Annotated in this window: 18 protein-coding genes, 1 tRNA gene and 1 pseudogene; 10 read left to right on the forward strand and 10 right to left on the reverse strand. The window is 64.8% G+C overall.

The genetic code is table 11. The annotated features are described in order from the left end of the window. Positions 1–4 precede the first annotated feature (4 nt). The 3 genes from SALLO_RS16075 to SALLO_RS0107995 all read right to left on the reverse strand — a co-directional run bounded on the left by SALLO_RS16075 (position 5) and on the right by SALLO_RS0107995 (position 3,437). Complete coding sequence (locus SALLO_RS16075) at positions 5–2,539, reverse strand: YfhO family protein (protein ID WP_051141337.1); 2,535 nt, start codon at positions 2,537–2,539, stop codon at positions 5–7. A gap of 39 nt (positions 2,540–2,578) precedes the next feature. Further along, a complete protein-coding gene (gatC, locus tag SALLO_RS0107990) occupies positions 2,579–2,878 on the reverse strand; it encodes an Asp-tRNA(Asn)/Glu-tRNA(Gln) amidotransferase subunit GatC (protein ID WP_028567041.1) in 300 nt (99 codons plus the stop codon). A 73-nt stretch (positions 2,879–2,951) separates the two neighbouring features. Beyond that, the gene (locus SALLO_RS0107995) at positions 2,952–3,437 is read right to left on the reverse strand and encodes a PTS sugar transporter subunit IIA (RefSeq protein ID WP_022835786.1); all 486 of its coding nucleotides are present in this window, start codon (positions 3,435–3,437) and stop codon (positions 2,952–2,954) included. A 719-nt stretch (positions 3,438–4,156) separates the two neighbouring features. Between SALLO_RS0107995 and thiL the strand changes: the two genes are divergently transcribed. The 9 genes from thiL (at position 4,157) to SALLO_RS18905 (ending at position 12,005) form a co-directional block, all read left to right on the forward strand. Beyond that, the gene (thiL, locus tag SALLO_RS0108005; RefSeq protein ID WP_022835787.1) at positions 4,157–5,224 is read left to right on the forward strand and encodes a thiamine-phosphate kinase; all 1,068 of its coding nucleotides are present in this window, start codon (positions 4,157–4,159) and stop codon (positions 5,222–5,224) included. Between the two features lie 39 nt (positions 5,225–5,263). After that, positions 5,264–6,430: an LOG family protein gene (locus SALLO_RS16085; RefSeq protein ID WP_022835788.1), complete on the forward strand. Its 1,167-nt coding sequence runs from the start codon at positions 5,264–5,266 to the stop codon at positions 6,428–6,430. A 3-nt stretch (positions 6,431–6,433) separates the two neighbouring features. Next, the gene (mscL, locus tag SALLO_RS0108015) at positions 6,434–6,925 is read left to right on the forward strand and encodes a large conductance mechanosensitive channel protein MscL (RefSeq protein ID WP_022835789.1); all 492 of its coding nucleotides are present in this window, start codon (positions 6,434–6,436) and stop codon (positions 6,923–6,925) included. Positions 6,926–6,930: 5 nt separating this feature from the next. Further along, on the forward strand, positions 6,931–7,812 hold the full coding sequence (locus tag SALLO_RS16090; RefSeq protein WP_022835790.1) for an MBL fold metallo-hydrolase: 882 nt from the start codon (positions 6,931–6,933) through the stop codon (positions 7,810–7,812). 143 nt (positions 7,813–7,955) lie between these two features. Continuing rightward, on the forward strand, positions 7,956–8,195 hold the full coding sequence (gene rpmE / locus SALLO_RS0108025) for a 50S ribosomal protein L31 (RefSeq protein WP_022835791.1): 240 nt from the start codon (positions 7,956–7,958) through the stop codon (positions 8,193–8,195). 95 nt (positions 8,196–8,290) lie between these two features. Continuing rightward, positions 8,291–9,628 carry a thymidine phosphorylase gene (locus SALLO_RS0108030; RefSeq protein WP_022835792.1) on the forward strand — a complete coding sequence of 446 codons (1,338 nt, stop codon included), beginning with the start codon at positions 8,291–8,293 and terminating at the stop codon, positions 9,626–9,628. A 135-nt stretch (positions 9,629–9,763) separates the two neighbouring features. Beyond that, positions 9,764–10,549, forward strand: a complete 786-nt coding sequence (locus SALLO_RS0108035) for a PspA/IM30 family protein (protein WP_022835793.1) — start codon at positions 9,764–9,766, stop codon at positions 10,547–10,549. 39 nt (positions 10,550–10,588) lie between these two features. Beyond that, positions 10,589–11,053, forward strand: a complete 465-nt coding sequence (locus SALLO_RS0108040; RefSeq protein ID WP_022835794.1) for a hypothetical protein — start codon at positions 10,589–10,591, stop codon at positions 11,051–11,053. A 61-nt stretch (positions 11,054–11,114) separates the two neighbouring features. Beyond that, complete coding sequence (locus tag SALLO_RS18905; protein ID WP_022835795.1) at positions 11,115–12,005, forward strand: hypothetical protein; 891 nt, start codon at positions 11,115–11,117, stop codon at positions 12,003–12,005. A gap of 26 nt (positions 12,006–12,031) precedes the next feature. On the opposite strand, the pseudogene SALLO_RS18165 reads toward SALLO_RS18905, so the two are convergent. The 5 genes and pseudogenes from SALLO_RS18165 to SALLO_RS0108065 form a co-directional block, all read right to left on the reverse strand. Then, positions 12,032–12,817: pseudogene (locus tag SALLO_RS18165) on the reverse strand (hypothetical protein); the annotation flags it as partial. Next, the gene (locus tag SALLO_RS0108050; protein WP_169577904.1) at positions 12,720–14,516 is read right to left on the reverse strand and encodes a BatD family protein; all 1,797 of its coding nucleotides are present in this window, start codon (positions 14,514–14,516) and stop codon (positions 12,720–12,722) included. The gene SALLO_RS0108050 and the pseudogene SALLO_RS18165, both read right to left, overlap by 98 nt. A gap of 10 nt (positions 14,517–14,526) precedes the next feature. Then, positions 14,527–15,144 (reverse strand): hypothetical protein, encoded by a 618-nt coding sequence (locus tag SALLO_RS0108055; protein ID WP_022835797.1) that lies wholly within the window; start codon positions 15,142–15,144, stop codon positions 14,527–14,529. Next, a complete protein-coding gene (locus SALLO_RS0108060) occupies positions 15,141–15,785 on the reverse strand; it encodes a tetratricopeptide repeat protein (protein ID WP_022835798.1) in 645 nt (214 codons plus the stop codon). Before SALLO_RS0108060 ends, SALLO_RS0108055 begins: the two co-directional genes overlap by 4 nt. A 100-nt stretch (positions 15,786–15,885) precedes the next feature. Then, positions 15,886–17,784, reverse strand: coding sequence for a T9SS type A sorting domain-containing protein (locus SALLO_RS0108065; RefSeq protein WP_022835799.1), 1,899 nt, complete (start codon positions 17,782–17,784; stop codon positions 15,886–15,888). A 197-nt stretch (positions 17,785–17,981) separates the two neighbouring features. On the opposite strand from SALLO_RS0108065, the gene SALLO_RS0108070 reads away from it, so the two are divergent. Beyond that, positions 17,982–18,473 (forward strand): DUF427 domain-containing protein, encoded by a 492-nt coding sequence (locus SALLO_RS0108070; protein ID WP_022835800.1) that lies wholly within the window; start codon positions 17,982–17,984, stop codon positions 18,471–18,473. 79 nt (positions 18,474–18,552) lie between these two features. Here SALLO_RS0108070 and SALLO_RS0108075 read toward each other — a convergent pair. Next, positions 18,553–18,644, reverse strand: a tRNA-Ser gene (locus SALLO_RS0108075). A 94-nt stretch (positions 18,645–18,738) separates the two neighbouring features. Beyond that, entirely contained in the window at positions 18,739–18,999 is a 261-nt protein-coding gene (locus SALLO_RS0108080; RefSeq protein ID WP_022835801.1) for a hypothetical protein, read from the reverse strand. Positions 19,000–19,011: the final 12 nt, after the last annotated feature.

A 19,011-nucleotide genomic window follows, 5' to 3' on the forward strand; every position in this document is an offset into this window, starting at 1 on the left:
GCCCTCACGTAGGCTCCGAGTCGCCGTCGTCGTCCGTCTCCTCCGCATCGGCCGCGTTGCGGCGCCGGTAGCGCAGCCCCAGCAGCACCGCAATGCCGCCGTAGTCTGCCACCGTGGCGGCTGCGGCAATCCAGGTGCCGTAGGTGTCGGCAACGGGCGCAAACCGCATGGTGACGGTGTGCTGCCCCGGCGGTACCACCACGCCCCGCAGCAGATAGTCCACGCGGTGGATGGGCACCGGCTCGCCGTCGATGTAGGCGCGCCAGCCGGCAGGATAGTAGATTTCGCTCACGACCAGCAGGCGCTGCTTGTTGGTTTGCACCGTCCACTGCAGCTCCGGCGGTGTATGTTTTTGGAGCGTCACCTGCGTGGTGCTGCTACTGTCGATGGGCGCGATGTCGGCCGCCAGCGGCTCCGAGAGGAGGGCCGTGTGCCGGGGGGTGAAGGACGGGCTGCGCAGGCGGGCGAAGAGCTGCTCGGCCGATCGCACAACATCGGTTTGGCCGACGAAGAACGCCCGCGGCACGGCATCGGGGTTTTTGAGCACGCGCAATCCTGTCTGCGGACCGCGGTACGCCACGGTGGTGCCCGGCAGTTGCTGCCGGGCGATGATGTAACGGGTGTTGAGCAGGTCGAGCGCCGTCTCGTTTGGCGGCCCGGCGGCGTCAAGGTTTAGGATGTGATCGATGTAATCCTGGTAGACCCGCAGCTTGGCCCCATGGTAGCCGCCAAGCGACTCGTAGTGATACGACGGCTGGGCATTGTTCATGGGATTTAGCGCGAGCGGTAGCACGCGGAAGTGCCCCGAGCCGCCAGCTTCCCGCATCTTCTGCTTCAGGAACCGATCCACGTCGTACGTGGCAATGGCCTGTTCGGCCGTGGGTGCCGTGGAGTACGCATCGGGCCCCAGGAACCGTTTGTCGACGCCCCACAGGTCGATGAGCACCACGAGCACCACAAGCGCGCCCGCCACCCAGGGCTGCAGGGTTTTGCGGCGCGCCAGCCACAGGAGGAGCGCCACCACCACGAGCACAATCATCGTGCGGGTCGCATCCGACTGAAACGCCGCCCGGCGCGCGTCTTTTTGCTTGGCCAGTTGCTGGTCAATGAAGCGCTGCACGCGCGGACTCTGGATGGGCAGGTCGGGGCGCTGCTGCTGAATGGCCCGTTCGTAGCGCTGCCGCTCGCCCGGCCGCTCAAAGTCGAAGAAGGTGTCTTTGGCCACGGTAAGCAGCAGCACAACGCCCAGGACGCTCCCAAAGACGACCAGGAGGGGCCGCGCGCGATCTGCCGCGCGGTCGCGCAGCAAGTAATTGAGCCCAAAGCCGCCCAGCACCGCAAGCAGCAGGGCCGTGATGCTGAGCCACGTTTCGGGGGCGCGGAAGGCATCGAAGAAGGGAAAGAACTCAAACATTGGGCGGTTCAGCCAGGCGGCGTGGCGCCCCAGGGCAAAGAGCGTTGTGGCAAGCGCGGCGGCGCCGAGGCCCCATACCACGCGGCGCTTCACCTTCCACAGCGCAAGCATTGCCAGGGCAAACACCGCCCCACCCACGTAGTGCGGACCGGCGGTAAACGGCTTTGGCCCCCAGTACTGCGCGGCCCCGCCAAAGGCATTTGCTATGATGAGCGTGATCAGCTCACCCACGCCCTGGCTCCATCGCATGGCGTTTTCCCAGCCCATGCTGCCGCCGCCGGCCGCCGCTGCGCCGTCGGCCAGGGCCGAGGCCGCCCCACGCACGGAATACTGCTTGTACTCGTACGTCACCCAGTACGGCTGAATGACCATGAGGAGCCCCAGCCCGGTGCCCATGGCAAGCCAGCCGGTGGCCTTGGCGATGGGCCGGGTGTCGCCTTTGCGCACCGCCCGCACCACCGCCACCAGCCACCACACCAGCGCCGCCATCAGCACGTAGTAGGTAATCTGCGGGTGCTTGGCGCGCAGCTCGGCCGCGAGGGCCGCGGCAAAGAGGAGTCCTCCGAGTAAGGACGGGCGACGCAGGGTGTAGACAAACGCCAAAAGGAGCCACGGAGCAAACGCCAGCGCCACAAACTTCGTCTGATGCCCCGCCACCAGCAAAATGGGCAGGTAGGTGGTAAACCCAAACCCGACGCTCGCCAAGAGTCCGGCCCACGTATCGCGGGTGAGGAAGAACGCCAGCAGGTACGTGCCCGCAAGCAGCAGAAAGAGGTGCGAGGTGGGCCACGCAAACGAGCGCGTCCACGTAATGAGCGTATCCACCTGGGGCACCTCCGGGCCGTACTTAATCAGGTAGCCCGGCATGCCCGCAAATGCGTTGGGCGCCCAGAGCGCGTCGTTGCCTGTCGCGTTTTGGTACTGGATCATGGCCTCGGCCATGCCGCGCCAGTTGACGATGTCGCCGCCGTACAAACTTTTTCCGCCAAAGTGGATGGGCGAAAAGAACGCCAGCGAAACGATCAGCAGAAACCCCAGCGCAATCGCGTGACGAGCGGTAGGCGAGCGGCGTCCCCAGAACGTGTCGGGGGTGCGGGGCGCGGGGCGGCGATCAGAACGAGCCATGGGGAAGGCAGCAGGTGAGAGATAGAGCGGGCGGCGGGTCTACTCAATCGCAGCCGGCGTGCGCACGTAGCCATCGTCGGTATCCGGAGCAGGCGCCAGGGCCTCCGCTCGGTCGATGCGCGGCGTCGCCACATCCTCGCGCGTGGCTTCGTCGTCAGCCGTGCGCCCGTCGTGCACATGCGTCAGCGGCGCCACGCCCGCGGTGTCCACCGCTTGGAGGGTGCGCATGTAGTCCAGAATGCGCTCCATGTCGTGCGCAATCGCTTCCTCTTCGGCCGCTGTAAACGAGAGCCGCGCGAGGCGCGCGGTGTGCCGAACGTCGTCGCGAGAAACAGCCATAGCAATCCAGAAGAAAACAAGACACACGATGCAGCCGACAGCAACGGCAGGACAAATCGCGGGTTTCCGCGCATCACCCGCGCAGCGTCGCTTCCCCGGCCCGCAACGCCCGAATGACCGCCTCGGGAGACGCGGCCGCCAGCAGCTCCTCGCGCACGTCGCTGCGCCCCACCAGCCGCGAGATGCGTCCCAGAATTTTGATGTGCTGCGACTTATCCGCCTCGGGCCCTACCAGCAGCAGCACGAGCCGTACCGGTTCGCTGTCGATGGCGCCGTAGTCGATGCCCTGCTGCGTGATGGCAAACGCCCCCACCGTCTCGCGCACCGCATCCGTTTTCGCATGGGGCAGCGCTAAGCCCTTGCCCACGCCCGTCGACATGACGGCCTCGCGTGCTTTCACGGCACGGCGCACCGCCTCGATGCTGTCAACGGCGGGATGCCCGCGCAGCACGTCCACCAACGCATCGATGACGGCATCTTTGCTCGCGCCCTCCAACGCAATGCGGATGGACGACGGCTCCAAAAGCTGGCTAATGTCGGTTGTGCGCGTCGAGGACATGACAGGTGAGAAGACCTAAACGGGCGAATATGTAGCAATGTACAAACCAGCACACACGAATGCAGCATGCCGACTTGAATACTAGCGCAATCGCCCGGCAACCGTTGCAAACCTGCAGCGGTGAATGATCGGACGCCGATAGCGCAACTGAACATCTAGTTTGGCTTGCTCCACTGCACCGAACGCATAGAAAAGCCGGACTACGCAAGCACTGCCACAAGCTCATCGGGATGGTAGGCCCTGAGAGGGCTTGGCGCGAAGTCCGCTTCGTTTCTCGTCACAACGCACGCTGCTCCGGCGTGGGCGCCCGCTGCGGCCCGATATAGATCCTCGACATCGGTAGCATTGTCGGCGCCCAAGGCGGCCCGCAGCGCACTTCGTGTCATCGGGGCAAACGTAAACGTTTCTTCCAGCACTTCGAACAGCGGACGTGGATCGACGGCATGGGGCACCGTGGCGACATACCAACATGTGGCAATGGACGTTGCAGGAACCAGACCTGTGATTTCTACACGGCCCACATAAGAGAGTAATTGTAGGGCCCCAGCATGATGAGCGCGCTAGGCACCCGCCGCGCAGCGCGCCCTTGCCTTGAATACGCAAAAAAGAGCCGTCGCGCGCCGCGTCATTCAGCAGATCCAATAAACCTGCCACCGGGTGCAACGTAACAACTAGCCTATACATTTGCTTTTTGACCCGACACCATCCAACCCTTGCCTATGGACGCCGACGCGCAACCGCAGCACACACCTATTTCCGATGTTGGCGAGTTTGGCCTCATCGCCCACCTTCGGGACACGCTTGGTCCGCCCGATGCTAACGATGAGGCCCTTGTGATGGGCATCTCGGACGATGCCGCCGTGTACCGCGTGGGCGACGGGCAGGTGCACGTGGTTACCACCGATACGCTGCTTGAAGGCATTCACTTCGACCGCTCGTTCGTCCCGCTGGAGCACCTCGGCTTTAAAGCCCTCTCGGCCAACGTGAGCGATGTGGTGGCCATGAACGCGCGCCCCCGGTATGCCACCATCAGCCTGGGCATTCCGGAGCATGTGTCGGTGGAGATGATGCGCACCCTGTACGAGGGCGTGCACCAGGCCTGCGAGGCGTACGACATGCGCGTTATTGGGGGCGACACCACCGGCGCGCACGGCCTCTCGCTTACCGTTACCGTCATTGGCGCGGCCGCCGAGGAAGACATCGTGTACCGGGGTGGCGCGCAGGTGGGCGACAAGCTCTGCGTAACGGGCGACCTGGGAGCCTCGTATGCCGGGCTCAAGGTCTTGTTGGAGCAACGCAAGCAACTGCAAGACGCCGGCGACGACTTTCAGCCCGACCTTGAGGGGCACGACTACGTCATTCGCCGCCACCTCGCGCCGCCCGCGCAGCTCCAAACCATTAAGCACTGGGCCGAAGCCGGCGTACAACCCCACGCCCTCATCGACATCTCCGACGGCCTCGCCTCCGAGGTGCACCACATCTGCCAGTCGAGTGAAACGGGCGCGCAGCTCTACGCCCCGGCGCTGCCCCTGCACCCCGGCACGCGCAACGCCGCCACCCTCTTTGGCGAAGACGTGGATACCTACGCGCTCTTCGGGGGGGAAGACTACGAGCTACTGTTTGCGCTGCCCGAGGACGACCTGCAAGCCCTTGACGCCACCACCTACACCGTCATCGGCGATGTAACGCCGCCCGACGACGGCGTACAAATCCAGCAGCCCACCGGCGAAAACATCGGTCTGCAGCCGGGCGGGTTCGATCATTTCGACGCGCCTGACGATGCCTAGCGCGCGACCGCCCGTTCTCTCCCATTCGCCTGGACGCCTATGTACGCTTGCCGCCCCTGCGACGCCATCGAAGTGGAATCGGTGGCGGCCCTGCTCGATCATGTTGCCGACCACGGCACACTCGAAAATGTGGTTGTGCAGGGCCTCGACCTCACCGACGACACGGTTGAGGCGCGGCTCCTGGACGTTTCGGCGGAGGATGCGGTGTTTTTGGGCTGCCGCTTCACCGATGCCCTCGAAGGCCACATTCACCAGACGGGCGGCACGGTCTTTCCGGCGTTTGAGGGGCTGCCGTTTCATCCGTACCGGGCGTCGCTGTACACGCCCGACGAGCTGATGCGCGGGTACGAGCGCGGGCAGTCGGCGAGCCTGGAGGACATCCACGACGCCGACATCTACCGGTACTACAAGCAGCAACAGCTCGACGGCGGCCCGGACGTGCCCGTGATGGACGCGCTGGCCTTTCGGATTCATGACCATGCCATCGACGACGCGCTGCGCGACCTGCTGCATCCCGACGGCCGCCCCTCGCGGCGCGTGGTGGGCATCATGGGCGGCCACCGCATGGCCCGCACCGCCCCGGCGTTTACGGCCATTGCCCGCATCGCCCATGCGCTTACCCGCAACGGATTTTTTGTAGCCACCGGGGGCGGCCCCGGTGCCATGGAGGCTGCCAACCTTGGGGCGTATCTCGCGGGCCGCGATGCCGATACCATCACGGCCGCTGTGCAGATGCTGTCGGATGCCCCACAGTACGACACCGACGGGTATTTTGAACGGGCGTATGCGGTGCGCGAGCGCTACGGCGACGGACACGAAAGCCTTGCCGTGCCGACATGGTTTTACGGGCACGAACCCTCCAACTTGTTCGCCACGCACGTCGCCAAATACTTTGCCAACAGCATTCGCGAAGATGGCTTGCTCGCCATGGCACATTATGGCGTGATTTATGCGCCCGGAAGTGCGGGCACCATCCAAGAGGTGTTCATGGACGCTGCCCAAAACCACTACGAAACCTTCGGCCCGCCCAGCCCCATGGTTTTTTACGACGCCACGTACTGGACGGAAACCAAGCCCGTGTTTCCTCTATTGCAGGCGCTAGCGGCCGACACGCCATATGCCGAGGAGCTGATGATTACGGATGATGTCTCATCGGTGGTTGATGCCATTACGCACCACGCTTCCGCTCGCTCGCACACCGCGTAACCTATGGGCTTCATCGAAGAATACAAAACGTTTGCCATTCGCGGCAACGTCGTGGATATGGCCGTTGGCATCATCATCGGCGCGGCGTTTAACGGCATCGTACAGTCGCTCGTCAAGGACATCCTCACGCCGCCGCTGGGCGCGCTCATGGGCGACGTGGACTTCACCAACTGGTTTGTGGTGATTGAGCACGGCACCACACCGCCGCCGTATGCCACACTGCAAGCGGCCCGCGATGCCGGTGCGGTAACACTTAACCTTGGCACCTTCGCAAACAGCTGCATCAGCTTTGCGATGGTGTCGTTTGCGGTGTTCGTGCTGGTGCGCTACATCAACGAGCTACGTTCGCCGCAAGACACCCCCGAGCCCGTCGTGCCCACGCATCGGAAGTGTCCCCATTGCATCTCCGACATTCCGGTGGAAGCCTCGCGCTGCCCCCACTGCACCGCGACCGTCACGCCGGCCACGCCCGCTGAAGCACCGACCGACCACTAGCGACGATGATGGGCCACGCCAACACGTTTACGTTTGCCGAAGACGCCGTCGCCGGCCTGCAGGTGGGGCGCTTTGCCTGGGGCCCTAGCACGCAGGCCGTGTGCTACCGCGTGGGCCACACCCTCATCGACACGGGCCCGCCCAACCAGTGGGCGGCGGTGCGGGCCTTTGCCGAGGCGCAACACGCGGCCCACGGCATCGAGCAGATTCTGCTTACCCACCACCACGAGGACCATGCCGGCAACGCCGCGCGCCTCGCCGAGCACCTCGACTGCCCGGTGTATGCGCCCCGCGCCAGCCTCGATCGGCTGCGGGACGGCTTTTCCATCGAGTGGTACCGGTGGGTGGTGTGGGGCCGCCCCACCCCCGTCGAGGCCCGCCCCCTGCCCGACGCACCCCTCGCCCTGGGCGACAACGTGCACGCGCACCCCATCGCCGCGCCCGGCCACGCCGACGACATGGTGTGCTACTACGTGCCCGAACGCCGCTGGCTCTTTAGCGCCGACCTGTTTATCACCCCGCGTCCGCAGTACCTGCGCTTCGACGAGGACGTACAGCAGCTCCTCGCTAGCCTGCATCGGGTGCTGGAGCATCCGTGCGACGTTCTGTTTTGCAGCCACCGCGGCATCGTCCCCGACGGCCGCGCCGCACTGCAGCGCAAGGCGCGCTACCTGGAAGCCCTCATGGGCATCGTGCAGCGGCGACGCGTCATCGACCAACAATCCATCAACCACATCCGCAAAACGATGCTGGGCCGCGAGGGATGGCTGCGCTGGGTTTCCGGCGGCGACTTCTCGAAAGAGCACCTGGTGGCCTCCTGCCTGGCCGACGACGCCGCCCAGCCGCACGAAGATACGCTCGATACCGCGCGGCCCGTCGCCTCCTGAGGCGCATCATAGCCCGCGCTTCTTTGCGCACTTCGCGAACTACCGATCAAGGCCCCCTCTTTGCGGAAACCTTTCGACGCCCATCTCGTGCAGATGTCTCTGATGAAGGAAGCTGCTCGTTGCGCCACGACTGACAACTGCCCATGAAGAAGGATCTCCACCCCACGTACAACGAAGTCACCATTCAACTGGCTGACGGGACCGAGTTTGTGACGCGCTCCACCATGGACCGCGACACCTACGCCTCAGAGGTTGACTCCACCAACCACCCGTTTTACACGGGGCGCCGCCAGTTTGTGGATACCGCGGGCCGCGTTGAGAAATTTAATCGCCGCTACGGCATCACCGACGATAGCGACGACGACGAAGACGACGACGCGTAGCCCACGCTGCGCCATCTGTACGAAAAGGGGCGCTCCCGGCGGAGTGGCCCTTTTTTATTTGACTTCCTGCCCTGTTCCTCACCTCGTCTCTCCGCATGACGCCTGCCCGACTGATTGAAGCCAAACGCGACGGCCGCGCCCTAGCCGCTGATGACATTCGTGCACTCATCGCGGCCTACACCGCGGGCGACGTGCCCGACTACCAGATGAGCGCGCTGCTCATGGCAGGCTTCCTCAACGGCTTTTCCGACAGCGAAGCCGCCGCCCTCACCGACGCCATGCTCCACTCGGGGCGCGTGCTCGACCTCTCCGCGCTGCCCGGCACCAAGGTCGACAAGCATTCCACCGGCGGCGTGGGCGACAAGGTGTCGCTGATCCTCGCGCCCATCGTGGCGAGCTGCGGCGTACCCGTACCCATGATCTCGGGGCGCGGCCTCGGCCATACCGGCGGCACACTCGACAAGCTGGAGTCCATTCCCGGCTTCCGCACCGACCTGTCGCTGACTGAATACAAAGCCCAACTCGACGAGTTAGGCATCGTGCTCATTGGGCAGACCGACGACCTCGCCCCCGCCGACCGCAAGCTCTATGCGCTCCGCGACGTAACGGCGACCGTCGAATCGATTCCGCTGATTGCGGCGTCCATCATGAGCAAGAAGCTGGCGGAAGGCATCGACGCCCTCACGCTGGATGTAAAATGCGGACGCGGCGCCTTCATGAAGTCGGAGGCCGACGCCCGCGCCCTGGCCGAAACCCTGGTAGGCATCGGCACCGCGCACGACACCCCCACCGTGGCGCTCATGACACGCATGGACGTGCCGCTGGGCTGCGCTGTGGGCAACTGGCCGGAAGTGGTGGAAAGCATTGCGGCCCTGCGCGGCGCACACGACGACACGCCCCTGATGACGGTCACCTACGCCCTGGCCGGCGAGATGCTGGCCCTCGGCGGCGTCGCCGATACGCCCGACGCGGGGCGCGCCAAAGCCCGGGCCGCCGTCGCCAATGGCCAGGCGCTCGACTGCCTGCGAACCCTCGTGGCCGCGCAAGGCGGCGACCCGTCCGTCATTGACGACCCCGACGCGCGCCCCGGCAGCGCCCCGGCCTACGAAGTGACCGCGCCCGCAGACGCCTCCGGCTACGTCACCGATCTCGACGCCCTCGCGCTGGGCTGGGCGGCGGTCGACCTGGGCGCGGGGCGGCGCACCAAAGAGGACACCGTCGATCCCACCGCGGGCTTCGGGTTAGAGCATCACATCGGCGATTCCGTTGCACCCGGCGCGTGCCTCGCTCGTATCTATGGGACCCATACCGACCGGATGGACGCCACGGCCGCATCCATCCGTGAAGCCTTCACCTTCGGTCCCGAGGCCCCCGAGCCCTCCAACGTCCTCATGGCTCGCTACAGCGACGATGGGTGGACATCCGTGGCGTAAGACCGCCCGTGCAGCGCATCTGGCAGACGGAACCGCCTGCCTGTAACATTTGCACCGTTGCAGGCGTACTGTGAACCGATAGTGAGCCCTCTTAGGCTCTCGCGCGACCCGCGTTCACTCGATCTCCTGCTTGTTATGTCTGTTTGGTCTCGCTTCACCCGCTTCGTCAAGTCTATCTTTGGGGGGGCCGTCTCGGCGATGGAAAACCCCCGCCTGATCCTTGAGCAAAACATCCGGGAGCTCAACGACCAGGTCCCGCAGATGAACGAAAACATCGCCACGGTAAAAGCCAACATGATCATGCTGCGCAAGGAGCATGACAAGATTGAGGAGAACGTCCAGAAGCTGACGAGCCGCGTGCAGGCGGCCATTCAGCAAGACCGCGACGACATCGCCACCGAGTATGCGGTGCGCCTGGAAAAGGAACGCGAGAGCCTCGCGAGCACCAAAAAACAATTCGAAAACGCCCGGCGCGCTTACGACAAAGCACTGGAGGTGAAGAAGGCCTTCATGCGCGAGAAAGAGCGCAAGATCCAGGAAGCCAAAGAAGCGCTCCGCGCCCACGAGCGGGCCAAGTGGCAAGCCGAAATTGCCGATACGCTGGAGCAGTTTGAAGTGGGCGGCATGGACCAGACCCACGACGAGATGATCCAGCAGCTCGATGAGCAGACCGCCAAGAACGAGGCGCGCATGGAGCTCGCCCTCGACTCGATGGATACCGAGCGCATGCAAATTGAGGAGGACGCCGAAAAGTTGCGCGCACAAGAAGTAGTTAAGCAGATGCGCAACGAAATGGGGCTGGGTAACGGCAAACAAGCAACCGAAGACACGGCCGCTGCGGACCGCCTGGAGCTCCCGGACGAGAAAGAATCGGCCGACGAGGTCAAGACCATTGGCAAAAACCGCACGTCCGCAGAGTAGCACGCTGCCTCGCCCTACGTACCGTTGCCTTTGCGCGCCATGACCAACGAAGAGTTTGAGCGAATCAAAGCCGCCGAGAAGGAAAAACTACGTGCGCAACGCCGACTGCGCGCGTTGCAAACAAACGCCCGAGCGTCGCATCGCGTGCAGCAGGCCTTGGCGCAGATGACCACGCGGGCGGCGGGCCTCCTTCGCGAAAGCGCAGCGCTCACCGAACGCCTCGCCGAGCAGATTGCCCGCGGCGAGGCCCGCCTTGAAGTGGCCCTCGATGCTGCTTCAGATGCCGCCGCGGATGCCCACCACGAAAAGGAGCAGCGCCGCGCCCGGGCCGAAGCGCTCGTCCGGCAATTCAAAGCCCAACAGATGGCCCACTCCGGCGGCGCCCCGTCGTCGACGGAAAAAACCATGGGGCCACCGGCCGACCGCCCCGATGCCCCGGCCTCTACAGCAGACGAACCATCCGTTCAGAAGACCATCGGACGCATCGATGCGTCCGACGCGTAACCCTTCGGGCCTGTCGTTCGTCTTATGGGTAGACGCACTTTTGACTTGCGATGGACGGTCTATGACATCCGCTGAAATTAATTACACCCGGGCGGCCTTTCTCCACCAGTGGAACCTCGTGTTTCTTACCGCTGCGGCAGCCCTCGCCATCGGCATCAGCATGGTGCCCGGCGCGCCGCCCTGGCTGTTTGAGGTGATTCTCTTTCTGGCGACCGGTGGCGAGCTCCTGTACCTGGGCGTCATGCCACGCAATGCCCGCTTCAAGCGGCACATCCGGTCGCAACAAGCCGCGGAAGCCCGCAAGCCGCCGTCTCAAAAAGAACTCTTCCGCCAGCTGACGCGCCACAGCCAGCGGCGCTACGCGCGGTTGCGCAAGCTCCGCACGGAAATCGCGACGAACTACCGCGACCTCAGCTACGCGGCGCAGGGGATGCTTGACAACCATCTCAAGAAGCTCGACGACCTGCTGTCGTCGTACCTGGAGATGCTGCATCAGCGCGAACGCTATCGCCGCTACATGGACGCCTCGCGCGATGCCGACATCGACCGCACGATCGCAACCCTGAAAGATGAAATCGCAGACGCCTCCGAGCGGGTGCAGGCCGTAAAGAAGCGCCGCCTGCACATCCTCCAGCGGCGCCGCGACCGCCTCACACGGGGCCACGAAAACCTGGAAATTATCGGGGCCCAGCTGGGCACCATCGAGGACGTATTCAAGTACATCCACGAGCAATCGTGGACCCTTCAGGATCCCGAGGCGATCTCCTTCCAGCTCGACCAGCTCATGGAGGAAGTGGAAGAGACCCAGCAGTCCGTGCGTCAGATTGAAGACGTCTTTTCGGGTGGTGCCGGCTTGGAAGACGTCGACGACCTGATGGACCTGGACGAGCCGCTGGAGGATGCCGCCTCGTCGTCCGCCTCAACATCTGCGTCGCGTTCGCGCTCGGCGTGAACGGTTACGTAGCCGAGCGCGCGCCGCGGGAGCCATCCCACCCGGTTGCGGGCCCATTCGACCTGCGCCCACGCGCTGTCGGCCTGCAACACCCGCACGACGGTGCCCTCCGAGACGGAAGTGTCAGCAGCGGCCTGCGTCTGCGCAGCCGACCGTAGCGGAACGTTAGCATCCAGCACAATGGCGGTATGAACCTGCGATTGGGCGTAGGACAGCCCCAGGCTGCTCACACATACGAGTGCGCCAACGAGAGCCGTTACAGCGCCGCCGTAGCGCCCAAGGGATGCCGGCGGGCGCCACAGTCCCCACGCGCCGCCCGCGCAACCAAGCACGAGGCCGCCCGCAAACAGCCACACCAGCGGCCACGCCATCGTTGCCCGGTACCACGCAGGCAACGGCGCACGAAAGACTGTAGAACGCGGCAGCCGCGCATGCACCACCGACTGGTTGTGGCGGAGGCCGTCGGTGGGGCCCAGCAGGGCCTCGGCCCGGGCGTACGCCCACAACGCTTCGCCGGGCTCCTGCAGTTGCGCGTACGCATTGCCCAGGTTGTGGTACAACGCCCCGTGCGCGCGTCCACTCCGCACCGCTTGCTGGTAGGCAGCCACGGCCTCCGCGTAGTGCCCGCGGGCATAGGCCGCGTTGCCGGCGGCAAAGAGCGAATCGGCCGGCGGACCCGTCATGCTACCAATGAGGAGAAGAACAAGGAGCATGTCAGTCTGCGGGCGCGCGGTGTGAGAGTGTAGCGAGGAGCGCTTCGGCGCGGGCAAGTACTGCAGACGCCTCCGCGGATCCGCCGTTCTGCGGGGCATACGACAGGCGCTCGCAGGCCGCAAGCAGTTCCACCACGGCCTGCCGCTGCGTGTCGGGCATATCGTGGCGCGCCATCAGGGTGCGCAGCTGATCGTGGGTCCGCCCGCGGGTGGGCTGCCCGGTGCGCGCCTGCAGCGCGACGCGAAGCGCCTGTTCCACCTGGTGGGCCGCACGCGCCGGATCGTCTGCACGAGAAGCGCGGGCCGCGTTGAGCAGCGCATCGGCCGAGGCCCGCTCCTGTACAGGCGTACCGTCCCCACGGGCCTGCTGGCGCTGATACACCCACCGGCCGGTAGCCCCAAGCAGGGGAAGCAGCAGCGCCGCGTACGGCCATAGCTGGCGGTGCAGCGGCGCGCGGGCCGTGCCGCGCACGGTGTGCAGCAGCGGCGTCACGTCGTTGAGCGGGCGCGCCGGGGACTGTTCTGCAAAGGCGTTGGCCTGCGGCTGCACATGCAACCGCACCGCATCGGACGTACGCACCACGTATGTCGCACGCGCCGGGTCGAAGTACGCAAACCGCACCGGCGGCAGCCTCAAGGCGCCTCCTTCTTGCGGGACCACGGTAAAGGTGAAACGCTTCATGCCCCGCAGCGACGTGCTATCGCGCACAATGTCGGTGGTCACCTCGGGTGCATACACCGTGGCGGTAGGCGGAGCCTCCACCCGCGGCGCGCGAATCATCGGGAGGTTGCCGCGCCCTGCGATCGTTACGCGCACCTGCACCGCCTCTCCCAGCACGAGCGAGTCGACGGTGGGCGTAACGCGCAGCTTGAAGGTGCCCACAGCCCCCGAAAACGCCGCCGGCGCCCCCGGCGGGCGCGCGATCGCCGTCACCGTGTGCGCATCGGAGCTGAGCGCCACCGTCTCGTAAGGATCGGCCGGCGCAAGCAGCGGATCGCCGGAATAGGCACCCGTCGCGTATGCTTCTGTCCGGATCTGTAACGGCTCAATACGCAGCGCCCCGGGGTGCAGCGGAAAGAGCGCCGCGCGCTTCAGCATGATGCGCTTGTAGGCACGCCCCCGCAGGAACACCGTGGGCAGCGAGCGCGGCAGCATATCGACATCTAACGGCTCCTGCCAAAATCCCGGCGCGCTCCACGCACGAGCCATCCGGCTGCGCCGCATCCGCACGTCCGGACGAAAATACAGCCAGTAGGTTAGGGTGAGTTGCTCGCCCACGTAAACGGTTGAGTCACTCAGGGCCGCTTGTATGAACAGGTCGTCGGTACTTAAGCGGGAAGACGGATCAGGCGCGGGCCGCTGCGCGCGCGGTGCACGCCAGGCCGGCGCTTGCCCGCTGGGCACCACGCGCACACGAATCGGCTGGGTGGTGTACGACTGGCCGTTTACGGAGAGGGTGAGCGGGCGAAACCGTAACTGCCCCACGCGAAGGGGCTGATACGTCCACGTGAAGGTAACGACACGCTTCATCGTCCCGCTGTTAAACGAGACCTCCTGCCGACGGCTCGGCGTGCGCTGCGTAAGCACGGCGTTGGTGGTAGCCGGCGGCTGCGGCGTTTGAATCGCCTGCGACGGCGGGGTCTCAATGCGCAGGGTGTACTGCACGGTGCCCGCTGCGGAAGCCACCGTAGGCCGCGCTTCTGCACGGACCGTCACTGCCTGCGCCCGGACGCTGAGGGGCGCCAGGGCCAGCCAAAGCCCCCACAGCAGTCCCCACCCGATGTGTTGCATGCCCATGCGCATGGCGTTACCAATCTTTCGTAGGTGGCGAGGCCCCCGACGCCCGCTGGCTCACCGCGCGCATCAGCTGCTGCTCGGCGTTTGCCATGGCGTTCAGAATGCGACGGGCTTCGGCAGCCGTAAGCGGCATCCGGGCGGCAGCGGTTCCATCAACGTCGGCCACGCCCGTTGCTGCGCGACGTGCAGCGCCTTCATCCTGCGTATCGGACGTGCGCTGCGACGATCGTTCGCCTGCCATGCGGGCTTGTGATCCGCGGGGGGCCCCCTGACGTCCACGCCCTGCCTCGGTGGGCGGTTGCGGAGCACCGCCCTGTGCCGCCGAGGTGTTCGCGCGGCCGCCGCTTTGTTGCGCGGGCCCCGAGCGGCCCTGTTGAGGCTGCTGCTTGGGGGGGCGCTTCTTTTCAAGTTGCCGCTGAAGCGCCTGCAAGCGTGGATGATTGGGGGCCAGCGCCAACCCACGCGCTACCGCGGCCCGTGCTTCGTCCATCCGCTGATGCACGTAATGGCCTGCGGCCTCGTGGTAGTACCGCAGCGCCTCGGGGGCCGCTTGGGCCCGTGCGCAGTGGACTCCCCCCGCCCAATAGCCGATGCCCATCAACAAAGCCAGTAGGAACAGACGCGTCATGGATGCCGCACGTTTATTTCCACAATGTCTTGCACCCGCCGCATGAAGTCGCCATACGCGCGCACCGTTGAGTCTTGACGGAGGCCCTCGCTGAGCAGCGCGTACGCCGCGTCGTACTGCTGGCGCGCCACGAGGCGATCGGCTTGCTGCTTTAACTGGCGTGCGTATGCCGAGGGTTCGATGGCCGACGCGGGCGTCCGGCGTTGCTTCTGACGGCGGGCCAGTTCTTGCTTGAGCACTTCGTAGTTATGCCGCGCCGCGTCCATGGTGGGCATGCGCAGGAGGGCCTGGCGATACAGCCGAAGCGCGGTTTGCAGCGCGCCCATCGTGACGGATGTGTTGCCGGCGTTGTAGTACGCCCGGGCGGCTTCGGCATCGGAGGCCGCGGCCCGCGCGCCCGCCCGAAACGCCTGCAGCGCCTCCCGGTGCTTCTGCTGCTGATGCAAGGCCAGGCCCAGGTTGTGCTGGAGCGCCGCATACACCGCGCCCGTCGTGTCGTCGGTTGCACGCAAACCCGCCCGGTAGGCCGCCTCGGCTGCCGCATAGTTCTGCTGTGCGTACCGCGCATTGCCCGTGCGCCCGTCAGAGGCACCGCTTAGCATGCCCAGCAGTGCAAGCATCCATGCCAGACGCAGGCTCATGGCAATCTATCCTTTGTAGAGGGGCAACGTCGCGTTTTGCTACGCGAGATTGCCCCTGCCGGTTCAGGACGGCATGGAAGAGCGTATCCGGCGCGTTGCCTCAGTTCACAACAGCAACCTTGAAGGTGCGCTGAAACACATCGCTGGAGACGCGCACGAAGTAGACGCCGCTGCCCCATCCGCCCACAGGAATATCAACAGACTCCGGCGTCTGGCGCCCGAAGTCGCGCGTGGCCTCGTACACCCGCTGGCCCAGTGTATTGTACACCACAATATTGCCCTGCTGTGCGGTACGCGTGGTTACGTTGAAGTGGATTCGCTGGCTGGTCGGGTTCGGATACACGTCGGTGATGGCCACGTCGCCCGAGAACTCGACGTTGGCACTTGCTTCCTGTTGCAAGGTGTACGTCGTTCCGCTGACCTCGTCGATCATGCGCACGCGCACCGTGTACCGTCCCGGAAACAGGTTCTCAAGGGTTGCTTGCGTTTCAGTTGTCGTTCGGATCGTCTGGAAGGGACGTGTGAGGCCCGATCGGTACGACACCTCATACACGTAATCGCGCAGATCCGTCCCCGGCGGCACGCTCCAATTGGCTGTTAGACGCCCGCGGTTCAACGGATCGTCGGTGCTGGCCTCAGCTGCTACCTCAAAGGTGGTCAGCTGGAACGTCACCGACGGCTCTGTTGAGCTGCTACCCTCGGTGCCGTCGCTCCGCTTCCACCGCAGGCGGAAGGTGTGCTGGCCCAGCCCCAGGTCTTCGATTGTGGTTTGCAATGTGCCGCCAGCCGTGTTCGAGCCATCAATGACCTTCACTTGCCGGTAGGCTTCATCGAAGTAGCGCACATCCACGTAGTATTCCTGAATTTGGGCGTTGTCTCCCACTTCCCACGAAAGCGTCGCGTCGCCTTCTGCCGGGGCCGAGGCAAGCGCGAGGTTAAACACCTCCGGATTGAAGCGCAGCCATCCAATCGACTCCATCAGCGCCGCGGAAAGGCCCGGATCGCGAATGGCCTGTCCGGCCGGAAGGGCCGGCTTCATGAGCGTTGTGATAAACGTCTGCTGATCCCAGTGCGAGTAGCTCGACCCACCGCTCCAGCTACTTGGCGTGTAGAGTTTGGCCGGGGCCCCCACCTCGGCATTTACCGGCGTGTCGTTGAAGTAGATGCCGCCCGCTCCACCACTGGGCGCGCCGCCGGTGAACAAGTTGCCCAGCTCCTGCGACGGATTCGCGTACGAAAGCATCGGGCTGCCCGGCCCGTCTTCTACAAACAGGTCGTAGATCACCGGAAACAGGTCGCCGTTGCTCGATTGCAAGCCGTAACAACCCGCGTCGGCTTGGCCGCATCCGTCTTGCCCGTAGCTGCCCGAGCCGGTAAACCCAAGCCCATGGCCGATTTCATGCAGGATGACGGTCTCAAAGTCCAGCTCGTTGGGCTGCAAACCGTTCGGGTCTTCGTCAAAGTACCAGTCGTTACGGCTGGCGCTAAAGAGGGCAAAAATCTCTGGGTCTTGTCCGTTGAGGTCTTCTCCAGCAAGCGCATTGGCAAGCCCGATGGGATACCACGTTTCTTGTTGGGGCGCACCCTGGAAGTTCGCAAAGTACGTAAACGGCCCCGCAGCGCCCAATACATTGGCGCCTAACTGCGACGTCCAGCATGCGCGCACGGTAAGCGGCACCTCTGTATCGATCGTTTGGGCCCACGTGGTCGTCGCCCGCTGAAAGGCAATTTGCGCTTCTGCGGGCCAGCTATCGCAGCTGTATTGTCCGTTGAAGATCGTTTCGCCGGTGGGGACGAACTCCACGTTGATGTCCGACACCTTGGGCCGTGGTTGGCGCTCGGGACGCGGCACGATCACCTTCCCTTGAAAGGGAGCCGGCGGCAGCACATGCGGAAGGTCGCCCGTTGTACCGTCGCGCCGCTCTTGGGCGTGCACCGCAGGGACAAGGCTTACGAAAAGAAACAGCAGTACGCCGACAAATGAAAGGAGACGTTGCATTGCTCAGACATCAACTGCGAAGAAGATCGATTGTGCGTGTACAGCGCACACGCCTTTCCGAATTTAACAAAGGGCGAAGGAAAATGCAGGGCTAAAACCGCTTTCACAATTGTTTACACCTGATTCACATTCGGTGCGAGCGCGAGCGCCGGTGGACGGTATACGAGGCCCGCTTTTAATCATCGCTTTTTGCTGCTATGCCTTCACGTACTGCGCCCGGCCCCGACCAAGAATCGGTGTGGGACTACCCGCGCCCGCCGCGTTTGGAACGCACCGACCGCCACCTGCAGGTGATATTTGACGGCGTCCTCCTTGCTGACACCACTGCGGCGTATCGCGTGCTTGAGACGAGTCACCCGCCCACCTACTATCTGCCGCCCGATGACATTGCCATGGAGCACTTGCAGCAAACCGGACAGCGAACGCTGTGCGAGTTTAAGGGCCAGGCGGTGTACTACGATGTAGCCGTCGGCGAGGCCCGCGCCGAAGCCGCCGCTTGGGCATACCCGAACCCGCGGCCGCGCTTCCAGGACATCGCGGGCTACGTTTCGTTCTACGCGCACCGCATGGACCGCTGCGTGGTGGACGGCGAAGATGTTGCCCCGCAGGAAGGGTCGTTCTATGGCGGCTGGATCACATCAGACGTTGTGGGGCCGTTTAAGGGCGGGCCCGGAACACGGGGCTGGTAGGGGCGCGTGCGGGATGCAATGGCCGTCGACACACAAGCGCCCGCCGCGCACGGAATTGTGCACAAGCGGGCGTTTGATTTGGCGGTGGGGGAGGGATTCGAACCCCCGGTACCCTAACGGGCACTCCGGTTTTCGAGACCGGTGCGTTCAGCCAGGCTCCGCCACCCCACCGTTTTGATACAGCGCCAGGCGCTGCATGCGCCAATATGTTCGTCGCTGTGTACCCTACGCCTCCCTGCGCGTTCCGCCCCCTGGCCGCATGCGTTCACAAATTCAGGATGAAGGCCCGCGCCCGTTCTGTTGATCGTACGGCTTGCCATACGTCTCGTAGGGTGATGGGCGTCGGGTCGGGGGCCGCGAAGCGATCGAGGCCCAGCCGCAGCGCCCCCGCCGCGTAGCCCGCCAAAAATCCATCGTCAAGGGCGTCGTGCAGCGCCGTTTTGATTGTCCGGCGCCCCGATCCGGTGGCCGAGTGGCCGTGCAGGTTAAGGGGTACGGTTGCCCCATCATCGTCAACGCGTGGCATAGTGGGCACCGG

Source organism: Salisaeta longa DSM 21114 (assembly GCF_000419585.1).
Classification (GTDB): Bacteria; Bacteroidota; Rhodothermia; order Rhodothermales; family Salinibacteraceae; genus Salisaeta; species Salisaeta longa.

What these genes read in the sequence shown, in the direction of transcription:
- SALLO_RS16075 (WP_051141337.1), bottom strand. Translation starts at nt 2,539, where the DNA reads ATGGCTCGTTCTGATCGCCGCCCCGCGCCCCGCACCCCCGACACGTTC.
- gatC (WP_028567041.1), bottom strand. Translation starts at nt 2,878, where the DNA reads ATGGCTGTTTCTCGCGACGACGTTCGGCACACCGCGCGCCTCGCGCGG.
- SALLO_RS0107995 (WP_022835786.1), bottom strand. Translation starts at nt 3,437, where the DNA reads ATGTCCTCGACGCGCACAACCGACATTAGCCAGCTTTTGGAGCCGTCG.
- thiL (WP_022835787.1), top strand. Translation starts at nt 4,157, where the DNA reads ATGGACGCCGACGCGCAACCGCAGCACACACCTATTTCCGATGTTGGC.
- SALLO_RS16085 (WP_022835788.1), top strand. Translation starts at nt 5,264, where the DNA reads ATGTACGCTTGCCGCCCCTGCGACGCCATCGAAGTGGAATCGGTGGCG.
- mscL (WP_022835789.1), top strand. Translation starts at nt 6,434, where the DNA reads ATGGGCTTCATCGAAGAATACAAAACGTTTGCCATTCGCGGCAACGTC.
- SALLO_RS16090 (WP_022835790.1), top strand. Translation starts at nt 6,931, where the DNA reads ATGATGGGCCACGCCAACACGTTTACGTTTGCCGAAGACGCCGTCGCC.
- rpmE (WP_022835791.1), top strand. Translation starts at nt 7,956, where the DNA reads ATGAAGAAGGATCTCCACCCCACGTACAACGAAGTCACCATTCAACTG.
- SALLO_RS0108030 (WP_022835792.1), top strand. Translation starts at nt 8,291, where the DNA reads ATGACGCCTGCCCGACTGATTGAAGCCAAACGCGACGGCCGCGCCCTA.
- SALLO_RS0108035 (WP_022835793.1), top strand. Translation starts at nt 9,764, where the DNA reads ATGTCTGTTTGGTCTCGCTTCACCCGCTTCGTCAAGTCTATCTTTGGG.
- SALLO_RS0108040 (WP_022835794.1), top strand. Translation starts at nt 10,589, where the DNA reads ATGACCAACGAAGAGTTTGAGCGAATCAAAGCCGCCGAGAAGGAAAAA.
- SALLO_RS18905 (WP_022835795.1), top strand. Translation starts at nt 11,115, where the DNA reads ATGACATCCGCTGAAATTAATTACACCCGGGCGGCCTTTCTCCACCAG.
- SALLO_RS0108050 (WP_169577904.1), bottom strand. Translation starts at nt 14,516, where the DNA reads ATGGGCATGCAACACATCGGGTGGGGACTGCTGTGGGGGCTTTGGCTG.
- SALLO_RS0108055 (WP_022835797.1), bottom strand. Translation starts at nt 15,144, where the DNA reads ATGACGCGTCTGTTCCTACTGGCTTTGTTGATGGGCATCGGCTATTGG.
- SALLO_RS0108060 (WP_022835798.1), bottom strand. Translation starts at nt 15,785, where the DNA reads ATGAGCCTGCGTCTGGCATGGATGCTTGCACTGCTGGGCATGCTAAGC.
- SALLO_RS0108065 (WP_022835799.1), bottom strand. Translation starts at nt 17,784, where the DNA reads ATGCAACGTCTCCTTTCATTTGTCGGCGTACTGCTGTTTCTTTTCGTA.
- SALLO_RS0108070 (WP_022835800.1), top strand. Translation starts at nt 17,982, where the DNA reads ATGCCTTCACGTACTGCGCCCGGCCCCGACCAAGAATCGGTGTGGGAC.
- SALLO_RS0108080 (WP_022835801.1), bottom strand. Translation starts at nt 18,999, where the DNA reads ATGCCACGCGTTGACGATGATGGGGCAACCGTACCCCTTAACCTGCAC.